At 37.8% G+C, this 23784-nt stretch carries 22 protein-coding genes and 1 tRNA gene; 15 read left to right on the top strand and 8 right to left on the bottom strand.

What is annotated here, in order from left to right:
• Window positions 1-47: 47 nt before the first annotated feature.
• Together AC1EU2_RS09665 and AC1EU2_RS09670 are read right to left on the bottom strand one after the other, a co-directional pair.
• On the bottom strand, window positions 48-794 hold the full coding sequence (locus tag AC1EU2_RS09665) for an SDR family oxidoreductase (protein ID WP_480298070.1): 747 nt from the start codon (window positions 792-794) through the stop codon (window positions 48-50).
• Between the two features lie 16 nt (window positions 795-810).
• Window positions 811-1962: an alpha-hydroxy acid oxidase gene (locus AC1EU2_RS09670; RefSeq protein ID WP_480298071.1), complete on the bottom strand. Its 1152-nt coding sequence runs from the start codon at window positions 1960-1962 to the stop codon at window positions 811-813.
• A gap of 179 nt (window positions 1963-2141) precedes the next feature.
• Between AC1EU2_RS09670 and fucU the strand changes: the two genes are divergently transcribed.
• From fucU to bfr (AC1EU2_RS09715), 9 genes are all read left to right on the top strand, one after another.
• Window positions 2142-2576 carry an L-fucose mutarotase gene (gene fucU / locus AC1EU2_RS09675; protein WP_480298072.1) on the top strand — a complete coding sequence of 145 codons (435 nt, stop codon included), beginning with the start codon at window positions 2142-2144 and terminating at the stop codon, window positions 2574-2576.
• A gap of 70 nt (window positions 2577-2646) precedes the next feature.
• Window positions 2647-4635 (top strand): alpha-amylase family protein, encoded by a 1989-nt coding sequence (locus AC1EU2_RS09680; protein WP_480298073.1) that lies wholly within the window; start codon window positions 2647-2649, stop codon window positions 4633-4635.
• A gap of 143 nt (window positions 4636-4778) precedes the next feature.
• Window positions 4779-6098, top strand: coding sequence for a PTS sugar transporter subunit IIC (locus tag AC1EU2_RS09685; protein WP_480298074.1), 1320 nt, complete (start codon window positions 4779-4781; stop codon window positions 6096-6098).
• Entirely contained in the window at window positions 6095-7105 is a 1011-nt protein-coding gene (locus tag AC1EU2_RS09690; protein ID WP_480298075.1) for a phosphatidylinositol-specific phospholipase C domain-containing protein, read from the top strand. The genes AC1EU2_RS09685 and AC1EU2_RS09690 overlap by 4 nt, the downstream gene beginning before the upstream one ends.
• Before the next feature lie 333 nt (window positions 7106-7438).
• The gene (locus AC1EU2_RS09695; protein WP_480298076.1) at window positions 7439-10201 is read left to right on the top strand and encodes a TonB-dependent receptor; all 2763 of its coding nucleotides are present in this window, start codon (window positions 7439-7441) and stop codon (window positions 10199-10201) included.
• Between the two features lie 166 nt (window positions 10202-10367).
• Window positions 10368-11366: an inositol 2-dehydrogenase gene (gene iolG / locus AC1EU2_RS09700; RefSeq protein ID WP_480298077.1), complete on the top strand. Its 999-nt coding sequence runs from the start codon at window positions 10368-10370 to the stop codon at window positions 11364-11366.
• Between the two features lie 3 nt (window positions 11367-11369).
• Entirely contained in the window at window positions 11370-12179 is an 810-nt protein-coding gene (gene iolB / locus AC1EU2_RS09705; protein ID WP_480298078.1) for a 5-deoxy-glucuronate isomerase, read from the top strand.
• A 316-nt stretch (window positions 12180-12495) separates the two neighbouring features.
• A complete protein-coding gene (bfr, locus tag AC1EU2_RS09710) occupies window positions 12496-12966 on the top strand; it encodes a bacterioferritin (protein WP_480298079.1) in 471 nt (156 codons plus the stop codon).
• 9 nt (window positions 12967-12975) lie between these two features.
• Complete coding sequence (gene bfr, locus AC1EU2_RS09715) at window positions 12976-13455, top strand: bacterioferritin (protein ID WP_480298080.1); 480 nt, start codon at window positions 12976-12978, stop codon at window positions 13453-13455.
• Between the two features lie 51 nt (window positions 13456-13506).
• On the opposite strand, the gene AC1EU2_RS09720 is transcribed toward bfr (AC1EU2_RS09715), so the two are convergent.
• Entirely contained in the window at window positions 13507-13806 is a 300-nt protein-coding gene (locus AC1EU2_RS09720) for a hypothetical protein (protein WP_480298081.1), read from the bottom strand.
• Between the two features lie 220 nt (window positions 13807-14026).
• On the opposite strand from AC1EU2_RS09720, the gene AC1EU2_RS09725 reads away from it, so the two are divergent.
• Window positions 14027-15169 carry an alpha/beta hydrolase-fold protein gene (locus AC1EU2_RS09725; protein WP_480298082.1) on the top strand — a complete coding sequence of 381 codons (1143 nt, stop codon included), beginning with the start codon at window positions 14027-14029 and terminating at the stop codon, window positions 15167-15169.
• Here the strand turns inward: AC1EU2_RS09725 and AC1EU2_RS09730 are convergent.
• From AC1EU2_RS09730 to AC1EU2_RS09740, 3 genes are all read right to left on the bottom strand, one after another.
• A complete protein-coding gene (locus AC1EU2_RS09730) occupies window positions 15140-17149 on the bottom strand; it encodes a winged helix-turn-helix domain-containing protein (protein ID WP_480298083.1) in 2010 nt (669 codons plus the stop codon). The genes AC1EU2_RS09725 and AC1EU2_RS09730 overlap by 30 nt on opposite strands.
• Before the next feature lie 112 nt (window positions 17150-17261).
• A complete protein-coding gene (locus AC1EU2_RS09735) occupies window positions 17262-17615 on the bottom strand; it encodes a VOC family protein (protein ID WP_480298084.1) in 354 nt (117 codons plus the stop codon).
• A gap of 18 nt (window positions 17616-17633) precedes the next feature.
• The gene (locus AC1EU2_RS09740; RefSeq protein WP_480298085.1) at window positions 17634-18026 is read right to left on the bottom strand and encodes a DUF3224 domain-containing protein; all 393 of its coding nucleotides are present in this window, start codon (window positions 18024-18026) and stop codon (window positions 17634-17636) included.
• A 227-nt stretch (window positions 18027-18253) separates the two neighbouring features.
• Here AC1EU2_RS09740 and AC1EU2_RS09745 point away from each other — a divergent pair.
• Window positions 18254-18341, top strand: a tRNA-Ser gene (locus AC1EU2_RS09745).
• Between the two features lie 208 nt (window positions 18342-18549).
• On the top strand, window positions 18550-19014 hold the full coding sequence (locus AC1EU2_RS09750) for a hypothetical protein (RefSeq protein ID WP_480298086.1): 465 nt from the start codon (window positions 18550-18552) through the stop codon (window positions 19012-19014).
• Window positions 19015-19729: 715 nt separating this feature from the next.
• Here the strand turns inward: AC1EU2_RS09750 and AC1EU2_RS09755 are convergent.
• A complete protein-coding gene (locus AC1EU2_RS09755) occupies window positions 19730-19873 on the bottom strand; it encodes a hypothetical protein (RefSeq protein WP_480298087.1) in 144 nt (47 codons plus the stop codon).
• A 187-nt stretch (window positions 19874-20060) separates the two neighbouring features.
• Here AC1EU2_RS09755 and AC1EU2_RS09760 point away from each other — a divergent pair, with 187 nt between their 5' ends.
• The 3 genes from AC1EU2_RS09760 to AC1EU2_RS09770 are packed head-to-tail and all read left to right on the top strand — an operon-like array spanning window position 20061 to window position 22294.
• Complete coding sequence (locus AC1EU2_RS09760) at window positions 20061-20912, top strand: S1 family peptidase (protein ID WP_480298088.1); 852 nt, start codon at window positions 20061-20063, stop codon at window positions 20910-20912.
• A gap of 37 nt (window positions 20913-20949) precedes the next feature.
• On the top strand, window positions 20950-21639 hold the full coding sequence (locus AC1EU2_RS09765; protein ID WP_480298089.1) for an alpha/beta fold hydrolase: 690 nt from the start codon (window positions 20950-20952) through the stop codon (window positions 21637-21639).
• Window positions 21640-21697: 58 nt separating this feature from the next.
• Window positions 21698-22294, top strand: a complete 597-nt coding sequence (locus AC1EU2_RS09770; protein WP_480298090.1) for a putative periplasmic lipoprotein — start codon at window positions 21698-21700, stop codon at window positions 22292-22294.
• Window positions 22295-22375: 81 nt separating this feature from the next.
• Here AC1EU2_RS09770 and AC1EU2_RS09775 read toward each other — a convergent pair whose 3' ends face one another.
• Entirely contained in the window at window positions 22376-23761 is a 1386-nt protein-coding gene (locus AC1EU2_RS09775) for a S41 family peptidase (RefSeq protein WP_480298091.1), read from the bottom strand.
• Window positions 23762-23784 lie beyond the last annotated feature (23 nt).

A 23784-nucleotide genomic window follows, 5' to 3' on the forward strand; every position in this document is an offset into this window, starting at 1 on the left:
TTATATGAAGATACCGCTTACTGCGGAACTGTTTATTGGTAAGAGGATTAAATAGCCCAACCGCCATCAATGACATGAGCTTGACCAGTGGTATAAGCCGATGCTTCTGATCCCAAATACAAAGCCAGTTGTGCAATTTCCTCAGCTTTACCGATACGCCCCATTGGCTGACGTGCAATGAATTCAGCCTTAGCTTTTTCATAGTCCCCAGAATCTATCAACCTTTGTTCTAATGAAGGTGATTCCACGGTGCCCGGACAAATTGCATTACAACGAATCCCTTGAGAAATATAATCAGCTGCAATTGACTTCGTTAAACCAATAACGGCTGCTTTCGTTGCACAATAAACAAATCGATTCGGTACACCTTTCACGGAGCTTGCAACGGAAGACATATTAATAATGCTGGCGTTTCCATGCTTTAGCATTTTTGGCAAAAAGACGCTGATCATGCGATACATTGCCTTTACGTTAATATCAAATGAGAAGTCCCAATCTTTCTCACTGCAATCTAAAATCGTGCCGTTGTGAACAAAACCAGCGCAGTTAAATAACACATCTAAACGCTCAATATCATCTGCAATATTTTGAATTGCTTGATTATTTGTAACATTAAGCACCAGCGGATGAATATCTAGTTCTGACTCAGCAAAGCTTTGTTTTAGCAATTGTTCATTAATATCGGTGGCATAAACTTTTGCACCAGCATTGGCAAACGCAAGTACACTTGATTTACCAATCCCTTGTGCAGCAGCCGTAACTAGTACCGTTTTTCCTTGCATCGTTAAACTCATTTTGAATTCCTAAAAGTTATTCAGTTATTATTGTTTTTGTTAATTCTGAGGGAGTACTACATTTCAATTGACCCATTACCTGCTCTAATTGCATTCTTAATGTATTTATCGTGTGGTAAGCGCCCTTTTTACCTAGTGCAGCGACTCCATAGACAAAAGGTCTTCCAAGGAAAGTGAAATCAGCACCTGTTGCCATAGCCGCCGCAATGTCAGGCCCATTTCTGATACCGCTGTCCATCATGACGCTAATTTGATCTCCGTATTGCTGCTTTATATTTGCTAATACGCTCATTGGCGACTCACCACAATCAAGTTGTCTTGCTCCATGATTAGAAAGCACAACTCCATCAGCACCCAACTCAACAGAGGCTCGAACATCCATAGGGTTGATAAGCCCTTTAATTACAAGCTTTCCTTTCCAAGCATCTCTAAGAACTTTTAAACTTTCAAAATCGACACTGCCCATCACAGTCTTATTCATAAATGCAGCTAATTGTGATGCAGGCATATTTTTGGGCATGTACGGCTTTAATGATTGCATTTCAGGCTTTCCAGCCTTTGCCGTTTCCATTAACCACCTTGGGCAAGACATCATTTGCATGATATTGCTCATGCTCATCTTAGGCGGCATTGATAAACCATTTCGAATATCTCTAGGTCTAAAACCAAAGGTAGGCACATCAACGGTAACAACCAAAACTGAATAACCAGCCATATTTACTCGATTCAATAAGTCTGACCGAATATCACTATCCGTTGGATTATAGAGTTGAAACCAAGCCTGACCATTTGAGATTTCAGCGATGGTCTCAAGGCTTGCCGAAGAAACTGTACTCAATACATATGGAATATTTAAGTCGTATGCCGCCTTAGCTAAAATTTCTGGTGCCTTAGGCCACATTAGCCCTTGTAAACCTATAGGAGCAATACCAAAAGGGAAGTCATAGGTATGTCCCATCAAGTCAACTTTGGTAGAAATAGACGGTGTAGGCGCTAATAGATGGCTGCGTAATTTAACTGATTGTAATGCACTTCTATTCTCTTTTATTCCGTATTCGGAGTTGCATCCACCCTCTAAATAATCGAAAGCAAATTTAGGCATTCTAGACTTGGCTCGTAGCCTTAAATCATCGACATCAGGGAAGTCTGGGGTAAAGAAATTTTTCATTATTATTAAAGTCCAACTTTTGATGATTATTTCAATAAATATATCCTAATTATCATTGATTCTATCCCACTCAAAATGAAAATAAAATTTTATTCTTAACTTTTTTAGAATTTTTATTCCTTTATTTTCTAAAATGAATGTATTAACCTACGAAAAAATGATTTCCATACGGTAAAACCATGTTAAAAGGTATATCTCCTCTCCTAAGCCCTGACTTATTAGCATTGCTATACGAAATGGGACATGGTGATGAAATTGTCATTGCAGACGCACATTTCCCATCTAGCACTTGTAATAACACGGTATTAAGAGCAGATGGGCTGCGCATAGACGACCTTTTAAACGCCATTCTTCCGTTATTTGAGTTAGACAATTATGTCGAGTCGCCTGTAACTATGATGGCACCAGTAGTCGGTGATGCTTTAGTTCCGGAAGTAATAGAGTGTTATCAAAAAGCATTAGATGCTCATGTATCTTTCTCTGTGAACATTGATTTTGTTGAGCGCTTTGACTTTTATGACAAAAGTAAGAATGCATTTGCTATTCTTGCGACCGGTGATACCAACAAATACAGTAATATCATTTTGAAAAAAGGGGTTACCCCAGTAAGTTAAGGTTTATAAAAAACCTTAATATGATTACGTCGAAATTGGACAAATAATAATTTATAAAATGGAGTATTCGATGTCTCAACTGCCTTTTCGTCAAGTACATTTAGATTGTCACATCAGTGAGTTTATCCCTAATGTTGCGTCAGAATTTTCAGCAAAACAATTTGCGGATCAAATTGAAGCCGCACACATAAACTCTATTACCTGTTTTGCACGCTGCCATCACGGTTGGTTGTACTATGATTCAGAAATCATGCCTGAGGTGATTCATCCAAACTTAAGCAATAAGAATTTATTAAAAGAACAAGTAGAAGAGTTGCACTCAAGAGGTATAAGAGTACCTATTTATACTACAGTGCAATGGGACCAATATTCCGCAGAACGTCACCCTGAATGGTTGAGAGTCGATGAAAATGGCAGCCCTACTGTATCGCCCTACGAAGCGACTTTCCGTAGAGACTTATGTGTAAATACACCTTACCGTGATTATTTAAAGCAGCATTTGAGAGAATTGCTCGAAACATTCAATTGCGATGGCATTTTTTTAGATATCGTAAAAGTTAACGAATGCTCTTGCCAATACTGCCGACAGGATACTATTAAGCAAGGCTTAAACCCTGCCAGTTACCAAGACAGAATTACTTTCGCAACGAGCATGATCCACGAATTTAAACGTGATATCACTGCTTTTATTCAAGATATTCAACCAGAGTGCGAAACCTTTTATAACGAAGGTCACGTAAACCCTGACACTCGAAATGTGCTAGAAGCTTATTCGCATTTAGAAGTTGAATCTCTGCCTACTGGCGGTTGGGGATATGATCACTTTCCTGTTGTTGCACGCTACTCACGTACACTCACACCTGATGTACTTGGAATGACAGGAAAATTTCATACTCATTGGGGGGATTTTCACTCCTACAAGTCTCACACGGCTTTGGAGTATGAATGCTTCCATATGCTGGCGCTGAATGCTAAATGTTCAATAGGTGATCAAATTCTACCAAGCGGTCAACTTTGCACTGAAACCTATAAATTAATTGGTGATGTTTACGCTCAAGTAAAACAAAAAGAACCTTGGTGTGTAGATGCAGAAGCCATCACGGATATTGGTATACTGCATCCAGAGGAAGAACGTCAGATTATTAATGAAAATGACCGAGCGCTTTCTCTTCAAGGTTTGTATCGCATTCTATCCGAAGGAAATCAGCTGTTTGATATTATTGATTCTCATGCTGATTTTTCTGGCTACAAGCTTTTAATTTTACCCGACGAAATTATCGTTACTGAACATTTAAGTGCTAAATTGGAAACTTTTGTTTCGCAAGGCGGTAAAATCATCGCGAGTCATGAATCAGGGCTTAACGCTGATAAATCTGCTTTTGTTTCAGAAATGTTTGGTGTCAATTACCAAGGTCGAGCCGATCATGCGCCTGACTTTATTATCCCTAAAGATGAAATTGGTCAAGGTTTACCATCGACTGAACATGTCATGTATTTAGCGGCATCAAAAGTCCAGCCAACAAATGGCAGCAAAGTGCTTGCGAGTGCACATTCACCTTATTTCAATCGTCAAGGTCGTACTTACTGCTCACACATGCATGCGCCCGTAGATAATACGAAGCCAGAGCACCCAGCGATTGTTCAAAATGGCAATGTTGTTTACTTTACTCACCCGGTGTTTAAGCAATACGCTCACAGCGCACCTTATTGGGTAAAGAAACTGGTTTTGAATGCCATAGAATTACTTACTTGCACAGCAAGGTTAACCCATAACGGTCCAGCATCGATGATTGCAACATTGAATCATCAACCAACTCTTAATCGTTATGTTGCTCATTGGCTTTATTATGTTCCTGAAGCGAAATGTAAAGATATTCTAGTGCTTGAAGACACCGTGCCCGTTCATGATACCTACGTTGAAATTGAAACTGAAAACCCGGTTAAATCAGTCAAACTTGTACCTGAAAACACATCAATTGCATTTGAATTTAAACAGAATAAAGCCTGCTTCACTATTCCAAAGGTCAATGGTCATCAAATGGTTGAACTTGAATATTAATATTATTAAATGCCTCACACACAATTTGTGGGGCATTTTTTTATTGTTTATCTGGCCCTACGCTCAGATACATTCGATAACAAATAACAAAAACTGATAAACGGACTTTTGAATGAAAAATAATAAAAATAAAGGAGCACGTCATGCAATGGCTAAATAGCTTCAGCAAATTTATGGAAAGAAGAATTCAACCGATTGGCGAGAAAATGGAGCATCATCCATATATCGTCGCCATGCGAGAGGGGTTCCTTTTAACTCTCCCTTTCTTAATCGTCGGCAGTTTTATTCTCATTCTATTATTTCCACCGTTCGATAAAGATACGACTTACTACGTTGGTCAAGTTTGGTTGTCAACGCTCGAAAAAATCGATGTGCATTTATGGCGTTTATTTCAATTTTCATTTAATGCCATCGCACTTTTTGTGTCAGGAACTATTGCTTATAAGCTTGCCAAAGCCTACGGCAGAGAACCGATGTCGGCCGCTTTACTTTCAATAATGACCTTCTTATTAGTCAGTGCGCCATACAAAGATGAGTACATGCAAATCAGCTACTTGGGTGGTAGTGGTTTAATTCCTGCGATGTTTTTTGCTTTCTTCACTGTTGAGTTCACACGTTTTCTCGACAAAGTTGGCATAAAAATCAGATTACCCAAGGAAATTCCCGATCCAGTTGCTAATTCCTTAAACATGGTCATCCCTTTAGTTATGGTCATGTTAGTGATCTACCCTGCGGTCTTATATATTGAGATCTTTTTCGGCAACCCAATTCCCAAGTTAATGATGGATTGGCTTGCACCGTTGGTACAAGCCAGTGATTCCATCTATGCGATTATGTTATTCACTTTTGTCACCCATGTAATGTTGTTTGCGGGTATTCCAGGCTCACTCATTTTAATGCAATTATGGACACCATTTTTACTGACAAATATGGCTGCTAACCTTGCTGCAAAGCAAGCTGGTGAAGAGTTACCTTATATTGTGACCAATTCATTTTGGGATTTTTATGTGGTGCATGGCGCAACAGGTGGACTTTTAGCGCTAGCTATTCTTCTACTTTGGAGCCGCTCACTCCATATGAAGGCAATTGGTAAAGTCGGAATTGTTCCTGCTATCTTCTCAATCAGTGAACCTGTGTACTACGGGCTACCTATGCTGCTAAATCCTACATTTTTCATCCCTCTCATCTTAGCACCTGTGTTTAATGCCGCTTTTGCTTACATCATTGTTGATGCGGGACTAGTAGGAAAAATGTTCCTCATTGCTCCTTGGACAACCCCGTCACCCATCGGTGCGTTTTTAACAACTGGTGGTGACTTCCGTGCCATTGTTTTGAGTCTAAGTATCATTGCTCTTAATATTTTGATTTATTACCCTTTCTTCAAAATCTATGAGAAGCAATGTTTAAAAAAAGAGCAACAGCAAGCACAGGATAAAGAGAAGGAACAAGGAGTTCCTGCATGATATTTAAAAAAGAAAACTTTCAGTATTTGTTGCAACTAACCGCATCTCTATTGATGCTGTTAGTTACAACATCAGCAAAAGCTACAGACGTTGACAATGGCTACATGTCTCAGCCCTTGCAAAATACTTACTCTATGATGCCCCATAATTCATATCAAAATATGCTCGGGAAAAATAGTAGAGCAGGATTAATCGACTTGCTACAAAAAGGTTATACAACATTAGAAATTGATATTTTTAATAAAAAAAATTCAGGGAACGACTATGTTTCTCATGAGGGATACAGCAATCAAAATAGCTGTACTCCCAACACAACGAATGGCTCGTTAATTGACTGCTTATCCTCTGTGAATAATTGGCTAAACAAGAATGATACACATCATCCAGTCGTCATATTCATGGATTTAAAGGATATTGCAAATTGGCAAGTAGAGGATTTGCAACAGCTTGAATTAACGCTAAATCAGACATTTAAAAATAATAAAATCATCCAACCTAAAATGTTGTTAGATTGGAGTCAAAAACAAAACAACAATAAAAAGCTAGCGCTGAGAGAATCAATCTCGATATCAGGGTGGCCATCACCAACAAACTTGAAAAAAATGGGCGATATCATTATTTTTTACACCGCTGGTACTGCCGATTTCTATAATGCTGCAATCAGTGCTTTTAATGGCAAGTTATCTGGTTTCCCATGTCCAAATATTACAACAGCGAATGAGCTAACATTACACGGGAAACCTGGTAAAACCTCCAGTCTAAATTCAAGTTGGGTTGTGTGTGGCAACATCCAGTGGAAGTCTGATAAACAAGCTCAATCGATTCTTCGTACAGCAAATCAACATAATATTATTACCCATATATGGGAAATTGAAGATAATCTAGATTTTGATGCATTTGAAGATCTAACTAAAGCTATCAGCTTTAAAGCTAACTTCATTAATCGTAAGGATTTTTCTCGACCTCAAACCTTTGGTGGAAAAATACAAAAGCAAGGAAGCTTTTAATGCACATCATAATAACAATCTGCATTCAAATTTGAGTACAGATTGGTGTAAGTACCTGACAAGAAAGCCTTAAGAAATTCATCTTTGGATACTAAAACCAGGTAGGTCCTTATTTACCTGGTTTTTACAAATTAACGTCCACAGTCATTCATTACAGATTCAACAAAAACATCAACATTCTGATTTTTTTCATAGAGTCATCGACATCAATATTTACATCCTCGTAACAATAGAATATATTTAAAGTGAACCAAATGTTTCATTTTAATATAAATGAAATTATTAAAGCATAAGATGTTTTCTTCAAGAATTAAAATATAAAAAGAGACACATATGAAACTTGCAAGCATGAAAAGGAATAAGGTTCTCATTGGAATCTTAACCGCTCTAACCTCATACAATAGCTTTACCTATGCAGCAGAAACTAACAACAGCGATGAAAATATCGAAAAAATCGTTGTGAGTGGTATCAGAGGCTCGTTAGATAAAGCTTTAGCAACAAAAAAAGCAGCTAATAACATCGTTGATGCTATTGATGCTGAAGATATTGGAAAATTTCCTGACACAAACGTTGCAGAATCTTTGCAACGAATTTCAGGAATATCAATCACACGTGAAGGTGGTGAAGGTAAATTCATCTCTATTCGTGGTCTTGGCCCTCAGTTTTCACCTGTAACGGTTAATGGTCGACTGTTAACATCTGGTTTTACTGATGCTCCTAGTACAGTCGCTCTATTTAATGGCTCAAGTCGCGAGTTTGCTTTTAATGTATTACCTTCAGAATTGGTATCAGGTCTTGAAGTTTATAAAACACCAACAGCTGATTTAATAGAGGGAGGAGTTGGTGGTTTAGTCGAAATTAAAACTCGCCGTCCTTTGGACTTTGATAAGCAAACCATTGCAGCGAATGTTCAAGGCGCTTATGACGATCAATCAGGCAATACAGAACCAAAAGGTTCATTCATGTTTGCTGATCAATATGCCGATGGGACTGTTGGTTTTTTGCTTGCTGCGAACTATGCAAAAAGTTCAAGTGAACGTGACCGTTTTTGGACTTGGGGCTGGGAACAACGTGGGGTTGAAGATTTAAACACCGCACCAACCCTAGATGCAGACGGTAATGTTACCAATCCAGATCACCCTGAAGCATGGTATCCATATGAAGACGCTTTTCATTCACTTGAAGATGACAGCAAACGCCTAGGTTTAAATGCCTCTTTACAATTTATTCCTACGGAAAACCTTGAAATCGTTCTTGATGGTTTATACACAAACCTCGACGCTAACCGTAGCCAAGGTGAGCAAGCGATTCGTTGGACTTCAGGTACAAGTAATGGCATTGGTTTTGATGTTGATGGTAACCCAATAACAAGCCGTAACCGTCGTGCATTACGTCTATATGACGTGACAGTTGGATCAAAAGGCGAACTAATAAGCGGTAACACTGGTAACGAAGAAGTTGAAGTTGCTTCAGCTTACGAAATGGCAAACACTAATACCGATACGCTCGCACTTGGTGCTAACTTTAAATGGGAACTTGATTCTTGGAGTATTGATGGCGACATTTCCTACTCAAAAGCCGAATCTGAATTTGACTTAAGTTCAGCTCGCTTCTTGGGTGATGCGCCTATTGCTTATCAAAACACTGGTTCAAATATGCCAAGCTACACCAGCAGCGCTGACTTGAACGATGCCAGCATCTATGATTTTGAGAAGTTAGATATTCGTCGCGTTGAAGTAGAAGATGATGAAATCGCCGCAAAGTTAGACTTCAACTATTATATTGAAGGTGATTTTCTAGACAGCGTAAAATTTGGTGTTCGATATGCAGAACGCAACAAAGTCAATCATGAGTATCGCAGCAGCGGTTTTGCTCCTGGTGGTCACCCAGCATTCGATAATGCCGCTGGTTTAACTCTGGCTGATTTCCAATCCCACGGTTCTAACTCGGAGATTTCAATCAATGGTAACGGTAACTTTATTGTTCCTGATCTTAATAATGTTATCGATACTTTTAATGCAGGTAGCCTACCTTTAGATGAACGCGTAACAGATTATTACGACATCACTGAAACCACCACTGCGCTTTATGCAATGACAAACTTCAACACCGACTTAGGAGATGTTGCTGTTTCAGGTAACCTCGGTGTGCGTTACATCAACACAGATTTATCAGCAAGAGGTAATAGCCCGACCAGTATTTCAGTCGATACAGCAACTCAAACGGTAATTACGGAAGGTGATTTCAGAACGGTAAATCGTTCTTACTCAAACTTTCTTCCAAGTTTAAATGTGAACTTTCAGTTAGACAGTGATTTAATCTTACGCTTTGGGGCTGCAAGAACTTTAACACGCCCGAACCTTGCAGACTTAGCACCTCGCCTAAGCATTAATGCAGGTACATTACGTGGTGTTGGCGGTAACCCTGATCTCGATCCATTCACCGCTGATAGCGTCGATTTATCATTAGAATATTACTTTACTGAAAGTGCGTTAGTCTCTGGTGCTATTTTCTACAAAGACGTAGGCGGTTTTGTATTTACTAATGTTGAAAATCAAGTCGATGTATTGGGGACAACTTTTGATACTTTGTCTTCTCCTGACAATGCTGCAAGCGCAAAAATTAAAGGTTTTGAGCTCTCTTATCAGCAAGCTTTCGACATGCTCCCTGCTCCATTTGATGGTCTTGGCGTAGTAACAAACTATACTTATATCGACAGTTCAACAGCTTTCGATTCAGATTTTGTAACCAGCTCAGTAGATCAAGAGTTTAACTTTGAAGGTTTAAGTAAAAACACGGTCAACTTAACTGCTTATTATGAGAAGAATGCGTTTTCTGCCCGACTTTCATATAACTATCGAAGCGATTACTTACAAGCAAGTAAGTTTATTTTCTCAGCAAGATCAGTAGATGATTATGGTCAGTTAGATTTCTCATCTTCATATGATTTAACTGAAAATGTTGCACTTACGTTTGACGCTGTAAACTTAACAGAATCTGAAATAGAGCAATTCGATGGAACCATTACCGACTTACACTCAGTAATTACAGAAAACGGTCGTCGATTCACGCTAGGTGTTAGAGCAATATTCTAACTCTTCAGTTTTAGATATAAAATTAAAGCCCTGATCAAATTTGTGATTAGGGCTTTTTTGTTATGACGCCAAAAATGAAATTTAAATTTCATAAATCAAACATTGAAACGTTAATTTTATTATCGTAGCATTAGCTCCAATAAATAATAATAAAGGCATGATGCTGATGTTTAATTTTTGTCTCTTTGGTGCTGGTCGAATCGGTACTATTCACGCTAACTGCGCTGCACAAAATCCTGATGTTCAAATCAAATATGTTGTCGATGTATTTCCTGAAGCCGCTGAAAAGGTTGCAACTCAATTGAACGCTGTTGTCGTTGATGTTGAAACGGCATTAGCCGATCCAGAAATTCATGCTGTAATTATTGCAAGTTCAACTGACACTCACGCTGATTTAATTGAACGCAGCTCACGAGCAGGTAAACATATTTTTTGTGAGAAGCCTGTCGATTTAACTGTAGAGCGTGTTCAAGCTTGCTTACTTACAGTTAAAGAAAATAATGTTCATTGTGCTATTGGCTTTAATCGCCGTTTTGATCCTATGTTTGCCGAACTACAACAAGCCATTCGAAACGGTCAAATTGGCTCAACTGAGATCATTCAAATCACCAGTCGTGACCCTTCACCTCCGCCAGCTGAATATATTAAAGTATCGGGTGGACTATTCAAAGATATGATGATTCATGACTTCGACATGGCTCGTTGGTTATTAGGCGAAGAGCCTGTTGAGGTTTTCGCTAATGGCAGCTGTCTTGTTGATGATGCCATCGGCGAAGCTGGAGATATCGATACGGCATTAGTTACTTTAAAAACGGCCACAGGTAAACTTTGTCAAATCAGTAATAGTCGTCGTGCTGTGTATGGCTACGACCAGCGCATTGAAGCTTTTGGCTCACAAGGCATGCTACAAGTAAACAACAAGCTGGAAAATGGCTTAATTGTAACCGGTAATCAAGGTACAACTACCGCAAAACCACAGCACTTCTTCTTAGAGCGTTATGCGGAAGCCTACCGATTAGAGCTTAATAACTTTATCGAAGTATTACGTGGAAATGCTAAGCCACTTGCTGATGAAAAAGATGGTTTAAATGCACTACTACTAGCAGAGGCCGCATTAGAATCGTTCAAAACAAAAAAAGCTGTTGCTGTTGATTTAAAAGGTTAACTTATGTCTTACTTATTATCGAAAGCCCAATCTGCTGATGCAAATGGCAGTATTCAAACTATCACTCCTGAATCCGCAAATTGGGATTATATTGGTTTTGAAGTTTTTGAATTAAAAGACGGTCAACAGTTGGTTCAAGAATCCAATGAATTAGAATTTTGTATTGTAATCCTTGGCGGCAAAGCAAATGTTCAGTCTGGTGAGCAACAATGGACTGACATTGGTGCTCGCAAAGGGCCATTCGAACGCACCCCGCCTTATGCTGTTTTTGTGGGTCGTAATCAAGCCGTTAACGTAGAAGCGATTGGTGATCTTGAATTAGCTGTTTGTAAAGCACCAGCAAAAACTGATCGCCCTGCTCGCCTAATTACCCCTGAGCAGCTTAACTACATCAGTCGTGGCCACGGTACTAACGAACGTTTAGTGTGTAATATCGTGTTCGGTGAAAACGATGCTGACAGCTTATTGGTTGTTGAAGTTATCACTCCTGATGGAAATTGGTCGAGTTATCCGCCTCACAAGCATGATACAGATAACGGTAGCACTGAAAGTCAGCTTGAAGAAACCTATTATCATAGAATCAACCCAAGCCAAGGTTTTGCCTTTCAACGTGTATACACCGATGACCGCAGCATAGATGAAACCATGAGTGTTGAAGATAAAGATGTGGTGATGGTTCCTAAAGGCTATCACCCTGTCGGTGCGCCACATGGTTATGAGCTTTATTATTTGAACGTAATGGCAGGGCCTGATCGTCGCTGGGTATTTAATAATGACCCTGATCATGACTGGATTATGGAATATAAGAAGTAATTCAGCATAGTATTCGAATATGATTATGAGAGTGATGGATTAACACTAACCGCTTCAACATTACTGTATTACCAAAAACAGTAACCAATATAAGTAGCTATGGAACGATTCTATGGCTACTGTCTTCATTTTTGACCGCTTAACAATACGATTAATTTTCAATCAACTCTTCCAACAAGAATCACTCTTATTTTTGTTTTCTTTGAAACATAACATATACGTATTGGCTATAAGAAAATCGTCTTGCAGAGTCCCCCTGTATCGCCCTCTAATGAAGGTATCGTTTTCTATTACTTTGTCTTTTAAGGTTGTTGTTATGAAAACAAACAAGACTATTCTGTCTGCACTCAATAAAGTACTCACGTTCGAGCTCACTTCTATCAACCAATATTTTTTACACGCTAGAATGTTCAAAAACTGGGGATTTTCACAACTCAATGAAAAAGCTTACAAAAAATCGATTGAGGATATGAAGCAAGCAGACAAACTTATCGAACGTATTCTGTTTTTAGAAGGTTTACCCAACCTTCAACATCTTGAGAGACTGAGAATTGGCGAGCACACTGAAGAAATGTTGGCTTGTGATATCTCATTCCAAATGGACCAATTAAAGCTTCTTCGTGAGTCTATCGAACTTTTTGAAAACGAAAATGATTACGTAAGCCGTGATTTACTTGAAGAGATTCTGGAATTCGAAGAAGACCATGTTGATTGGATTGAAACTCAGCAAATACTCATCAGTAACGTCGGTATTCAGAACTATTTACAATCTAATCTTGAAGAATAAGGGGATACTATGAAAGGTAATGATAAGGTCATAGACCTATTGAATAAGCAGTTGACCCTTGAACTCACGTCAATGGATCAATATCTCGCACATTCAAAAATCTATGAAGATTGGGGTATCAACAAACTGCATCAAAAACTCGCTCATGAATATGAAGAAGAGCTAGCTCATTCAAATCTTCTGATAGAACGCATTTTATTTCTGGAAGGCAGCCCTGACACAGCTTCGAGGGAGAAAATACACATTGGCAATAACGTCAGCCAGATGTTGAACAACGATCTTGAAGCCGAACAAACCGTAGCAAAAAGTTTGAAAAACCTTATTGCCGTTTGTGAACAAGAACGAGACTATGAAACTCGTTTGATTTTACAAAAACTGTTAGATGATACTGAGATGGATCATATATTTTGGCTTGAACAGCATTTGGGGTTAATCGAAAAGCTTGGATTACAAAATTATGTTCAATCACAAATGGAAGCAACTGCTTAATGCTTGAAAGTCTGCACCTAATTTATGTGCAGACTTTGCTTTAACCAAGGATCATCCTACCTCTTCAGCCTCTTCTAATTTACCAGCTGCAGCGGCTTTCTTTTGTTTAATATCGAACCCATCAAGCAACAGCAATAAGTCGGCTATATTGGCTTTAAAGTCTGAATTAGCTTTGGTCGTTTTGCCTGTCCGGCGTTGTTCAATTGATTCTCTCAATGTCACTTTATCTAAAAGCTTTGCAAGCTCTGTTTCATTGAGTTCAGTGATCGAAAGCGGTTTTGACTTAGTGGTTTTATTGTAAGTTTCTAAATGTTGTTGAAATTTTTCTTTTGCAGCGCTTAATCTATCCATGATTGAACTCCATTTTGATAATTATCCTATCAAAAATAGTACAGCCTGAATCACTATTCAATTTAAAACAGTGTTTTCTAAGTAAACACTGTTTTTCCAATCAGTTAGATGAGACTAACAGAGCTTCATCAGGAAAAAATCAGCTTTTTATCTGGAATATATCAAGTATTAAAAATGTAGCTATTACATGGTGTTGTTTTAAATTGCATTTGGAATAACTATGAGCACATCAAGCAAACTGGTTTTAACCCTCTTACTCTCAACCATTTTTTTAAAGAATGGATTGTCTTCAACACTTGAACACCAGCATAGATTCGATTTCCCCACATCGAATGCTACTGAAACGGTCAAAGTATTCTTACCTGAAGCATATGATGAGTCGAAAAAAGCTTACCCTGTTCTCTACACTACCGCAGGCGCTAGACGATTAAATATGATGACACCAATGTTGGATTGGCTCACTCACATAGATTGGAGCCCTATTCCACAATTGATTATTGTGACCGTCCCAACGATTAATGAAGGCGTCGAGATGTTTAAAGACGACGGTGCTTCTGGGAAGTTTGATAAAGCGACTACCCAATGGCTTGAGAAAACACTTATCCCGTTTATTAATGACAAATATCGAACTCAACCATTTCGAATTCTTGAAGGGTTTTCATCATATGGAAACTTCCCACTTTATGTTTACCAGCATCAACCCGAATTATTTCAAAGCTATATTAGCCTGAGTCCAGCTCTGGTACTTAATAAGAATAAACTTGTTGCCAGTTTTAAAACGCCTAAAGGTGGTGCTAATTATAAAAACATATCTTTGTTTGTTTCTTTAGGCAGTTTCGAAGAAAACGCCCCTTTGTTCCAAAACCTTAAATCTCACTTACAAACAAGGCAGCAAGAAAGCTCACTGACGTTTATCGATAACCATGATGAGTTTTATTTGCAGCCACCAGTAACATCACTCACGCAAGCGTTAACGGCACTATTCTCTGACAGAACACCTTCTCAGAGTCAATTAGCTGCTTTATATAAACAAAATGGAGTTGATGCAATTGACGACTACTTTCAAAATCTAACTCAAAAATACGGAGCAACAGTATCAAGCAATGCCGCAATAGAGAGTCTTGCAGCAAACTTTGCTCATCAAAAAGATAAGCGATCAACCCGCTTATTTAAGCTACTCATTAAAAGAAAGCCTGGCAATATTTACTATAAAATGCGCTTAGCAGACACCTTTCAGTCTTTTTCGATGCAATCCGAAGCAATGGCGATGTTAAAGACAGCTATCAAGCAAGCTGAGTCACAAAAAAATGAAGAAGCCATTGTTTATTTAAACTCAAAGCTTAGCGGTTTTGAGCAACAATAGTTTATCCGTGCTACTTTGAAAACCATTCGCCATTTTTGACTTTGTTTGCGGAATATAGTCCGTTAAAAATGGCGTTTCTTCTGTGTACCTGTCGTAGATTTCAGGCTGTTGGTTAGGCTTAAAGCGCCAGATGTTAAACTGTTTATCTTGCACATAAAACCTGTCATCAATCGCAAGCATTTCGCTTTGCAATCGAAATTGCTCATAAGGCTGAAAAGGCTGAATGTAGCTGGAGTTCAAATCTAAACTAAAGACTTTGCCAGCCCGATCATTAAACAACAGCGTATGTGCTATTTTCTGCGCCCACTCGATATCACCTTCATACACAACCTCATCACTGAGTTGACTTATGTCTACTTCTCTCACCTGGTAGTTATCGTCTTTTCCACTATTCAAAACTAACACTTGATTTTGAGACGTAAACTGCAATAGACGTTTAACATCAAACGTTAGATCGAGTTTTTCTGGAGGAGAGATGAGGTTGGTTTTCCAAATATGGTTATCAGCCAAAAAGAACAAGGAGTCGCCTGATAGACTCCAGATATAATCATCAATTCCTCTAGGATGATTTGTAAGCCGATATTCATTATCACTTCTGCGCAACCAAATCTGTGTAGAACCAGACTTATTACTCAAGAAACTCATAAACTCAGTATTAGGCTTTAAACGTGCATGATGATTATAAGATGATTGAGTGCCTACCTTTTCAGTCTTAGCACTTTGCTTCCACATGATTTGCTGAGTTGGTGAGCTTACCAACAATACAACCGCTCCATCGTTGAGCGGTAAAACTTGACTGATGGCACCAGTATCAAGATGTTGATGCTCAATAATTTCGCTTTCATTGAATAAGAAAATTGAGTTATGACTTGCTGCGATTAGCTGCTCGGTTGGCGTATAAGAAACTGAATTAATATCATGAGGGACTGCATAGTTACTCTTCAAAACTAACTGGTGATCATTCGTAAACCTTAGTTCTACTATCTCATTGTCAGGCGTTGAAACATAAACCAGTGTTTTTTTCTTCTTGCTAAAAGCCCAGTCAGATACATTACTCGAAGTTAATGTTTTCATCTTATGAGTTTTACTGTTCCACAGCATTAATTGAGACTGTCTCAGTATATCTTGCTGTTCGAAGAGCATGTGTTCGTCATCAAACACGACCGCTGAATGATTAAAAAACTGTGTGCAACCCAAGAGGACCGACTCAAGTTTATTGATTAAATCAAACTCAATAATTTCACTGCATTTATGCGTTCCGGAGTACTTGATCTTTGAAAGCAACACTGTCGTTGGAGAAGAGAATGAAACCTTTCCCAGTAATTCACTTTCAAAAAGATAACTCGTCACACTCTCATTAAATCTGTTTTTGATAATAAGCTGCCAATGCGCATTACTGATCTTTTTTGTATAAGCTAATTTACTGAGATCAGCAGAGGCCGTTACCGATGAGATTTTTGACATCTGGATATCAATGGGTTCTATCGAAGAGAAATATTGCTTGGAATGACTTGTTGGAGAGTCAGCGCCGTCCAACCAATAAAAGATAGCTATAGGCACTAAAAAAACAAACAGTAATGCTAAGTAAATAAACGGGCGAATTTCTTTACTTTTTTTCTTGTTAACTTCTTCGTTCTTATCTGCTATTGGTGGCTGAAGAGGTTCAGTAGCGTTTAGACACGCAGGATTAATGCTGTATCCCAGTTTAGGGTGCGTTTTTATGACATATTGCTTCTTAGCGGAGTCATCAAATAGCTTTCGAAGTTGAGCAATACACCTTTGAACCGTATTGTTTGCAACAAAAGTTCCTTGCCAAACTCGGTCCAATAATTCTTGTTGGCTAACGATCTCACCTTGGCAGCTCACCAACACTTTCAAAACGGCACACAGCTTAGGCTCGACAGCTTCAACTTTGCCTTGATGATGTATTTCGTGCCTTATCCAATCAACTTTTTTATCAGCAATCCAGCTACTTTGCATTATTTATTATCATTATTTCCCTAATGCATTTAATTAGATAGCGATTTGAAGTTAAAAACAAGATCAAAAAAGCCCTTTTCAGGGCTTTATAATGAACCAACAGCTTGAACTACTATGTTTCTGACCAAACAGCGAATTCATTTCCGCTTGGTTCCGTAAAGTGAAAACGGCAACCACCAGGGAATTCAAAAATAGGACGAATAATTTCACCACCGTTAGCCGTCACTTTATCTTGTGTCGTTTGAATATCGTCACTATAAAACACTAATAACGCACCGCCAGCCTCAGTGGTATTAGCATGCTCTGCTTGATAAAAACCACCGTCTATTCCTTGATTTGAAAATGCAGAGTATTCATCACCGTAATCAACAAATTCCCAATCAAAAACGGAATTAAAAAAAGATTTTGTTGCTGATAAATTTTGTGACGGTAACTCAACGTAGTTCAACTTTTCATGTTGGCTCATGCTCAATTCCTTTTAGTATTAAACCCCTGAATATTCAAAATCATAGTAATGCTGGCCATTTTCGATACGAATCTTCATTTTCCCAGTTAACCCTGTCAAATCACCGGTTCCTGAATTTGGCACTACTTCAAGTATAAGCTTATCTTGGCCGCTTTCCATAATACCAAAGTGTTGTAAAACAAAATGCCCAGACTTCCCTGATAAACTACCAGCCACTTGTTCAATAGCAACGTAACCCGCAGATCCTTTAACAGAAGTCATAGCAGACAACATTTCACCTTTGCTCTCAGCAGACAGCTCACCATGAAAGTTCTTATTGATAGACATCCGTCCAAGGTTGTTTCCCTCGACGCCTTTTGCGTAAGTATCCATTGGCTCAAGTGCTACATCAAATGTCCCTGTTATCTTCATTATGGTCCCTTTTAATTAAGAAAAGATGTGGAATTTACTTAACTGAAAGCACCACTGTATACAAATACAGTACACCTGTAAATACATACAATATTTCCTTCTAACTTATTGCACTGACTAGCATTTGGTCAATCAATTGATGAAAGCTTATTTTCTCTTGACCGCATTAATGCCTTTCGTTAAAGTAGCGCTCCGTTATTGAGCTATCTCAAATAACAAATAAATAAGGTGAAGTGTCCGAGTGGCCGAAGGAGCACGCCTGGAAAGTGTGTATACGGAAACGTATCGTGGGTTCGACTCCCACCTTCACCGCCAGATTCAATAAAAAAGACGTCCAAGGACGTCTTTTTTATTGCCTGAAATTTACTCCTCAGTATCACAAGAATTTGTTATCCCTAATAAGTTCAATTGAATGTATTCAGTCTTTTGAAAGGCAGTCTACCTTATTCTTAAATCACCTCTGACTAACCTCTATTTCTGTAAGCCTAATTTTTAAATCAAATTAACTCAATTTGGAGTAAATATGTCAGTAGAAAATAACGATGTCGGAAAAATGGCAGGTCTGGTCCTCGCACACCTAACTCAAGCAATCGATAAAGGCGAAATACTTGGTGCAGACTCTGAAAATTCAAAAATAACAACTGAAAAGGGAAATACTTACAGATTAACCAAAGCAGAGAGCGCTTGGGTATATAAGTTCATGCGTCCAGATGATGATGATACTCAGGTTTATGATCAAGAAGTCATTTCACAAGAAACTAAACAACTTGAAAACATATTCAAACACTTTGAATTAAAAGACCTTCTTAACGAATACAATTCAAGTATAAACTCCTCTAGTCGAGTCAGTAGTGATGGGGACGAAATCGATGGTGGACCCAATAAAGTAAAACAAAGTTTTAAAGAAAAAATTGTTAAGTTCTTTACATCTAACTACACAATCCCTTCAAGGGGCGACCCCTCAGCAATGTTCGGTGGAAACATGTAGTTATTTTTATATGGAACCTTTTCAAACATGCCAGTAAAAAAACTGGCATGTTATATATTGGAATGGATAAGATAAAATCTATTTTTCCAAATTAATTTTTGGGCGCATCAGTCAGAGTACTGACTAAACCACATATTCGTTAGCTAATTTTTTATTATGATTTAACAAGTCAACAGTATTCCCCCTAATTAAACTGCAATTATTTCAGTAAAATTAAGAGACTATTACTTTTATAAAATTATCTTCAATCAGTATTAAGAGTTCTGTGAAAAAATTCGGGTACGAATGCTAGGTTAATCAAAACTAAGAATGCAGTTGCCTTAATTGCCCCTTCTATAAAGGTTGATGGCTTAAAGAGGTTAATTCCATTCATCAAAATACTTATTCAAACTTTCATCTATATTTTGAATACTCATAGTCACTAAAATCACACAAGTGGAAATCAGCATTTTATTGAGCACGCCGGGAAACTCCTCACTTCGGATATGGATAAAATTAGTATAAATTCGGTTAAACCTCATACATCGAACGACAGAATATAATTTGATATCTCTGAATATTATTTTAACTTCGTAAAAAATCACCTTTAGTGTTTTCTTAAATTTTTAGCCAATTACTATGTGTTCTGGCTAATACCTCTCGTTTGTCGGCGATAATTTACGCAATATGGCATTCAGTTCAATATAAGTTTCCAAAAATATTTAATTTAATAAACTCAAAGCAGATACCTTCCCGCTAATTGTCCAATCTGAATACCTAGCCCAAACATTGAAATGACTAAAACGATAACGATTAAGGTGATGACACCACCACGCTCGACTGGCTCCATAGACTCAAGCCACTTTTTGAAACTCGACATAAAATCCCTGTCTAATTACTTCATAAAAAATTGTTGAAATTAACAAGATAATACTAATCGATTAACTCATTAATTTAAAAAGAAAATAACCAAAAGCAGTTTAAGTGAGTGAAATTCATACTTTTCTTGATAGACATGTCGTTTTGAGTAAAGATACGTTCAATTTAATGAAACACATCTTATTAATATGAAATGGATTTTTATTATTTTAAGCCTTGTCAATGTAAGTGTTCAAGCAATTGTCATTCGACATGATATAGCTGATAAAAAGTACCTTGCACACCCCAGTGAATTGAAGGCACTGGCAACGTTCTACAAGGATGGTGCGCACGGTACCTTGATTAGACCTAACTGGGTACTTACTGCTGCACATACAACTTTTTGTTTGCAGAAGGGACGCTATATCTCGATTAATCATCGACTCGTCCCTATCAAGCAAGTATACATTCATAAAGGTTATCGACCGGGACAAAGTCACGATATCGCTTTACTTGAATTATCACATTCAATTGACGAAATAGAACCAGTATCGATATACAACAAATATGATGAGCAAGGTAAAGCAGTTTGGTTTATCGGAGTTGGTGGCACTGGAAATGGGATTGCAGGGCAAACAATTAATAATTATGAAAACGCTGGAACCTTGAGAAAGGCACAAAATATCGTTGAAAGTGCCAATGATGCATTCTTAACGTTTAAGTTCGATAGCAATATTAATGCGCTTCCTCTTGAAGGTGTTTCTGGTAGTGGTGATAGTGGAAGCCCCGCTTACTTTACAAAAGGTAATCGAACTTACATCCTTGGTATTAGTTCTCGAGTTAAAACTGGCAGTATTGGTAAATACGGAGTCATTGAAGTTTATTCTAGGGTCTCTTTTTTTGAATCTTGGATAAAAAACGTTATTAGTGGCAATGACGTTATCAGAGAAAAGATATCAATCAATAAATTGAAAGATTTACCTGCTGGATTAACACAACAAAATATAAATATGATCTGTGATGATATTGGCCAATCTAACCATCAAAGTAGTCGAGAATAAAAATTTGAAACCCAAACTACACCTTATTGCTGGAACCATGTGCAACCAAAAACTATGGTCTGAAATTGCACCCTATCTGATTGAAAATTATCAACTCGTCTATCTCGATATCCCATTAAATAAAGATTTTGATGAGATCGCTATCTACTTTAAGGAAACTATTCAAGAGCCAACGATCAATCTCATCGGGTTCTCTTTAGGCGGGTATGTTTCGGCCTATTTTGCGGCTAAATATCCTATGTGCGTTGACCGTCTTTTTATTATTTCTAACAGTCCTTGTGAGTTAAGTACCGAAGAACTTAAACAACGCCAGCAGATACTTAATTACGTAAAGCAGCACGGTTATAGCGGCATGAGTCGCAAGAAAGTAGCAAGCTTGCTTGATGCAAGTCGTTGTACCGAAAAGCTGATTGATTTAATTACTGAGATGGACGAAGAGCTTGGTGAGAAGACATTCATCAGTCATTATAAATACACTACACACAGAGTCGACCTAGCTGAGAATATTAAAGCATTCAAGTTTCCTACCTACTTTTACTTTAACGAAGATGACTCATTAGTTAACAAGGAATGGATGGCAGAGTTAGCAAGTTGTAATCCGGAGATTAAAGCCATCAAAACATCAGGAACTGGCCATATGCTTCCACTTGAAAAACCTCTAGAACTTGTAGACCTAATTAATCGATGGGCGAGCCATAAATCGTCGTATGCTGTTGAACTAATTTAATGTTTATCAATCTGATATTTGAATTTTAGGAATTTATAACAATAAATATGGAGATTTAATGAAGAAAATTATCCTCGTTTTCTTAGCTTGTTCCACAATGCTGCTTTCAGCTTGCAGTAATATTCCGCTGTCCACAATCTATAAAATGATGACAATGAATCCATTAGATATAGATCCACGACAGCTCGTTGTTGCCGTTGGCTCACCTAAGGGGATCTCGATTCAAACTGGCGACGTTGTTATTCACTTTGAATATAAAACGCCACAAAGTAACGTTACCTTAAAACATGAGTTTTTTGTTCAAGTTAATCCGAACTACAAAGTTCCTACTGAATTAAAAGAAGAAGTAGAAGACAAGGATCAGATTACTGTTTTACAGTTGAGTAAACATGACGCTGAAGCCATGTATCAGGCTCAACAGAAAATTAAAGCATACAAACAAAAGCATGATGATGGATTAGGCACTTTTACAATCCAAATCAAAGCTTCTTGTATGACAAAAAACTATTTAAAAGATGAACTCGAGTTAGATCTATTCTTAAAACTTAAAGATGATGAGGAATTCTTTACGTTCATGGAGGACATTGATGTTATGGAGCTCAAGAACAAACAAGAAATGCCGACTAATAAAATGACAGAATGCTCTGCACGCTAAAGCTCACACTCTGGAATCAGAACTCACCTTATCAATGTTGAAAAGGTGAGTTCATTTAACATTTAACATTTAACCGGCTATTTAAAGTATATTTAGAATTTTCATCGCTTCTTCAAGCGCAGGGTCGGTGCCTTTTTCTAAGTCTTCAGCATTAAAATATTCAAAGTGTTTTGAAACTGGAATGCCAACAAACTCAAATATGTTTCCTCCGACATCAAAGTATTGCTCGTTCGATAAAGTCAGTGACCAACCGTTTGGTAACTCTTTGACAAGCATATCGCTTAAAATACCATTTGTGTTTTCACCAATAAAAGCAACGTTTCCTCTTGCTTTCATGTATAAGAGAAACGCCTCAGCGGCACTTGAAGTAACTTGACTGGTTAAGACGACGACATTACCAAGGAAATGGTTTTGTTCGTTGGGCTCGATAAAGATTTTCTTCTGACGACTAAAACCGTTTAATAATTTATATTTCTTACTCCCTGAATCTAGCTTTTTATCAATAAAGTAAGACATAAATTGCTTAGAAACTAAATCTTCGCCACCACCATTCCACCTTAAATCTATAACAACCCCTTTTGAATTATTGATTACAGGCATTATTCGATTCATCATCTTGTCGACAGATTCAATATCTGAATCATTGGTTTCTTCTTTCGAAAAGTCATACATATCATCTATTCGTAAATAGGATATTTGACGTGGTAACTTAGCAAATAAAACGTTCCAACTTAACTTTTGTACCGTAAATGCAGAGTCAAAATATTTCGCTGTATTTTCAGTCGATTTAGAAAGTTGATAATCGTGATAATCTCTCAAAGACTTATGTTCTGTTTGATTGTTAAAATCCTTCTCTGCTCTTTGAGAAAAAGCCAAATCTCGAGAGTTATGATATGAGATTCTATCACCGTCTTGATCTTCAATGGATGCATGGCCATCATCGAGTTTGAAAAGAAAGTCGTCCAAAATAGCTAAGAGTTCGCGTTCAGAAGTGTTGGAGTGAACCTTTGCTTTCCATTGACTATATTCATTCCTCCAATCCCAGTTTATCAAATGATTAAATGCAAAGTGCTCGTCAAATGTTTGCCAAAAAATATCAAATACTTGAACTGCATTAAACTTATATCCTTGATCACCTTGCCTCTTTGTTGGGTTAACGCAACGCCTTGGTAGGCGGTTCACTTTATTCAGTCTAAGTTTATGTACGGCTCCGATTTCAAACAATGCTTGGTTTTCATTGGTGCGCTCAATTTTGTATTGAGAATAGAACTCTGACTTTTTCTTATTTATCAAACAATGCTTCTTGGTGACATCATAAAAAGTGATCTTGTTACTATCATCTTTTAGAACAAATCCATATCCATTACTTTTCCAGTAAGTCGTATTTTTTTCGGGCTGTTCATGTGCAGAAGTAGTAATTGGTATAAAGAGAGTAAGAGCAAACATCGTCCTAACTGACAGTTTCATTTTTAACGTCCTTTGTTTTTGTT

This window comes from Parashewanella sp. 2304DJ23-3 (assembly GCF_056591695.1).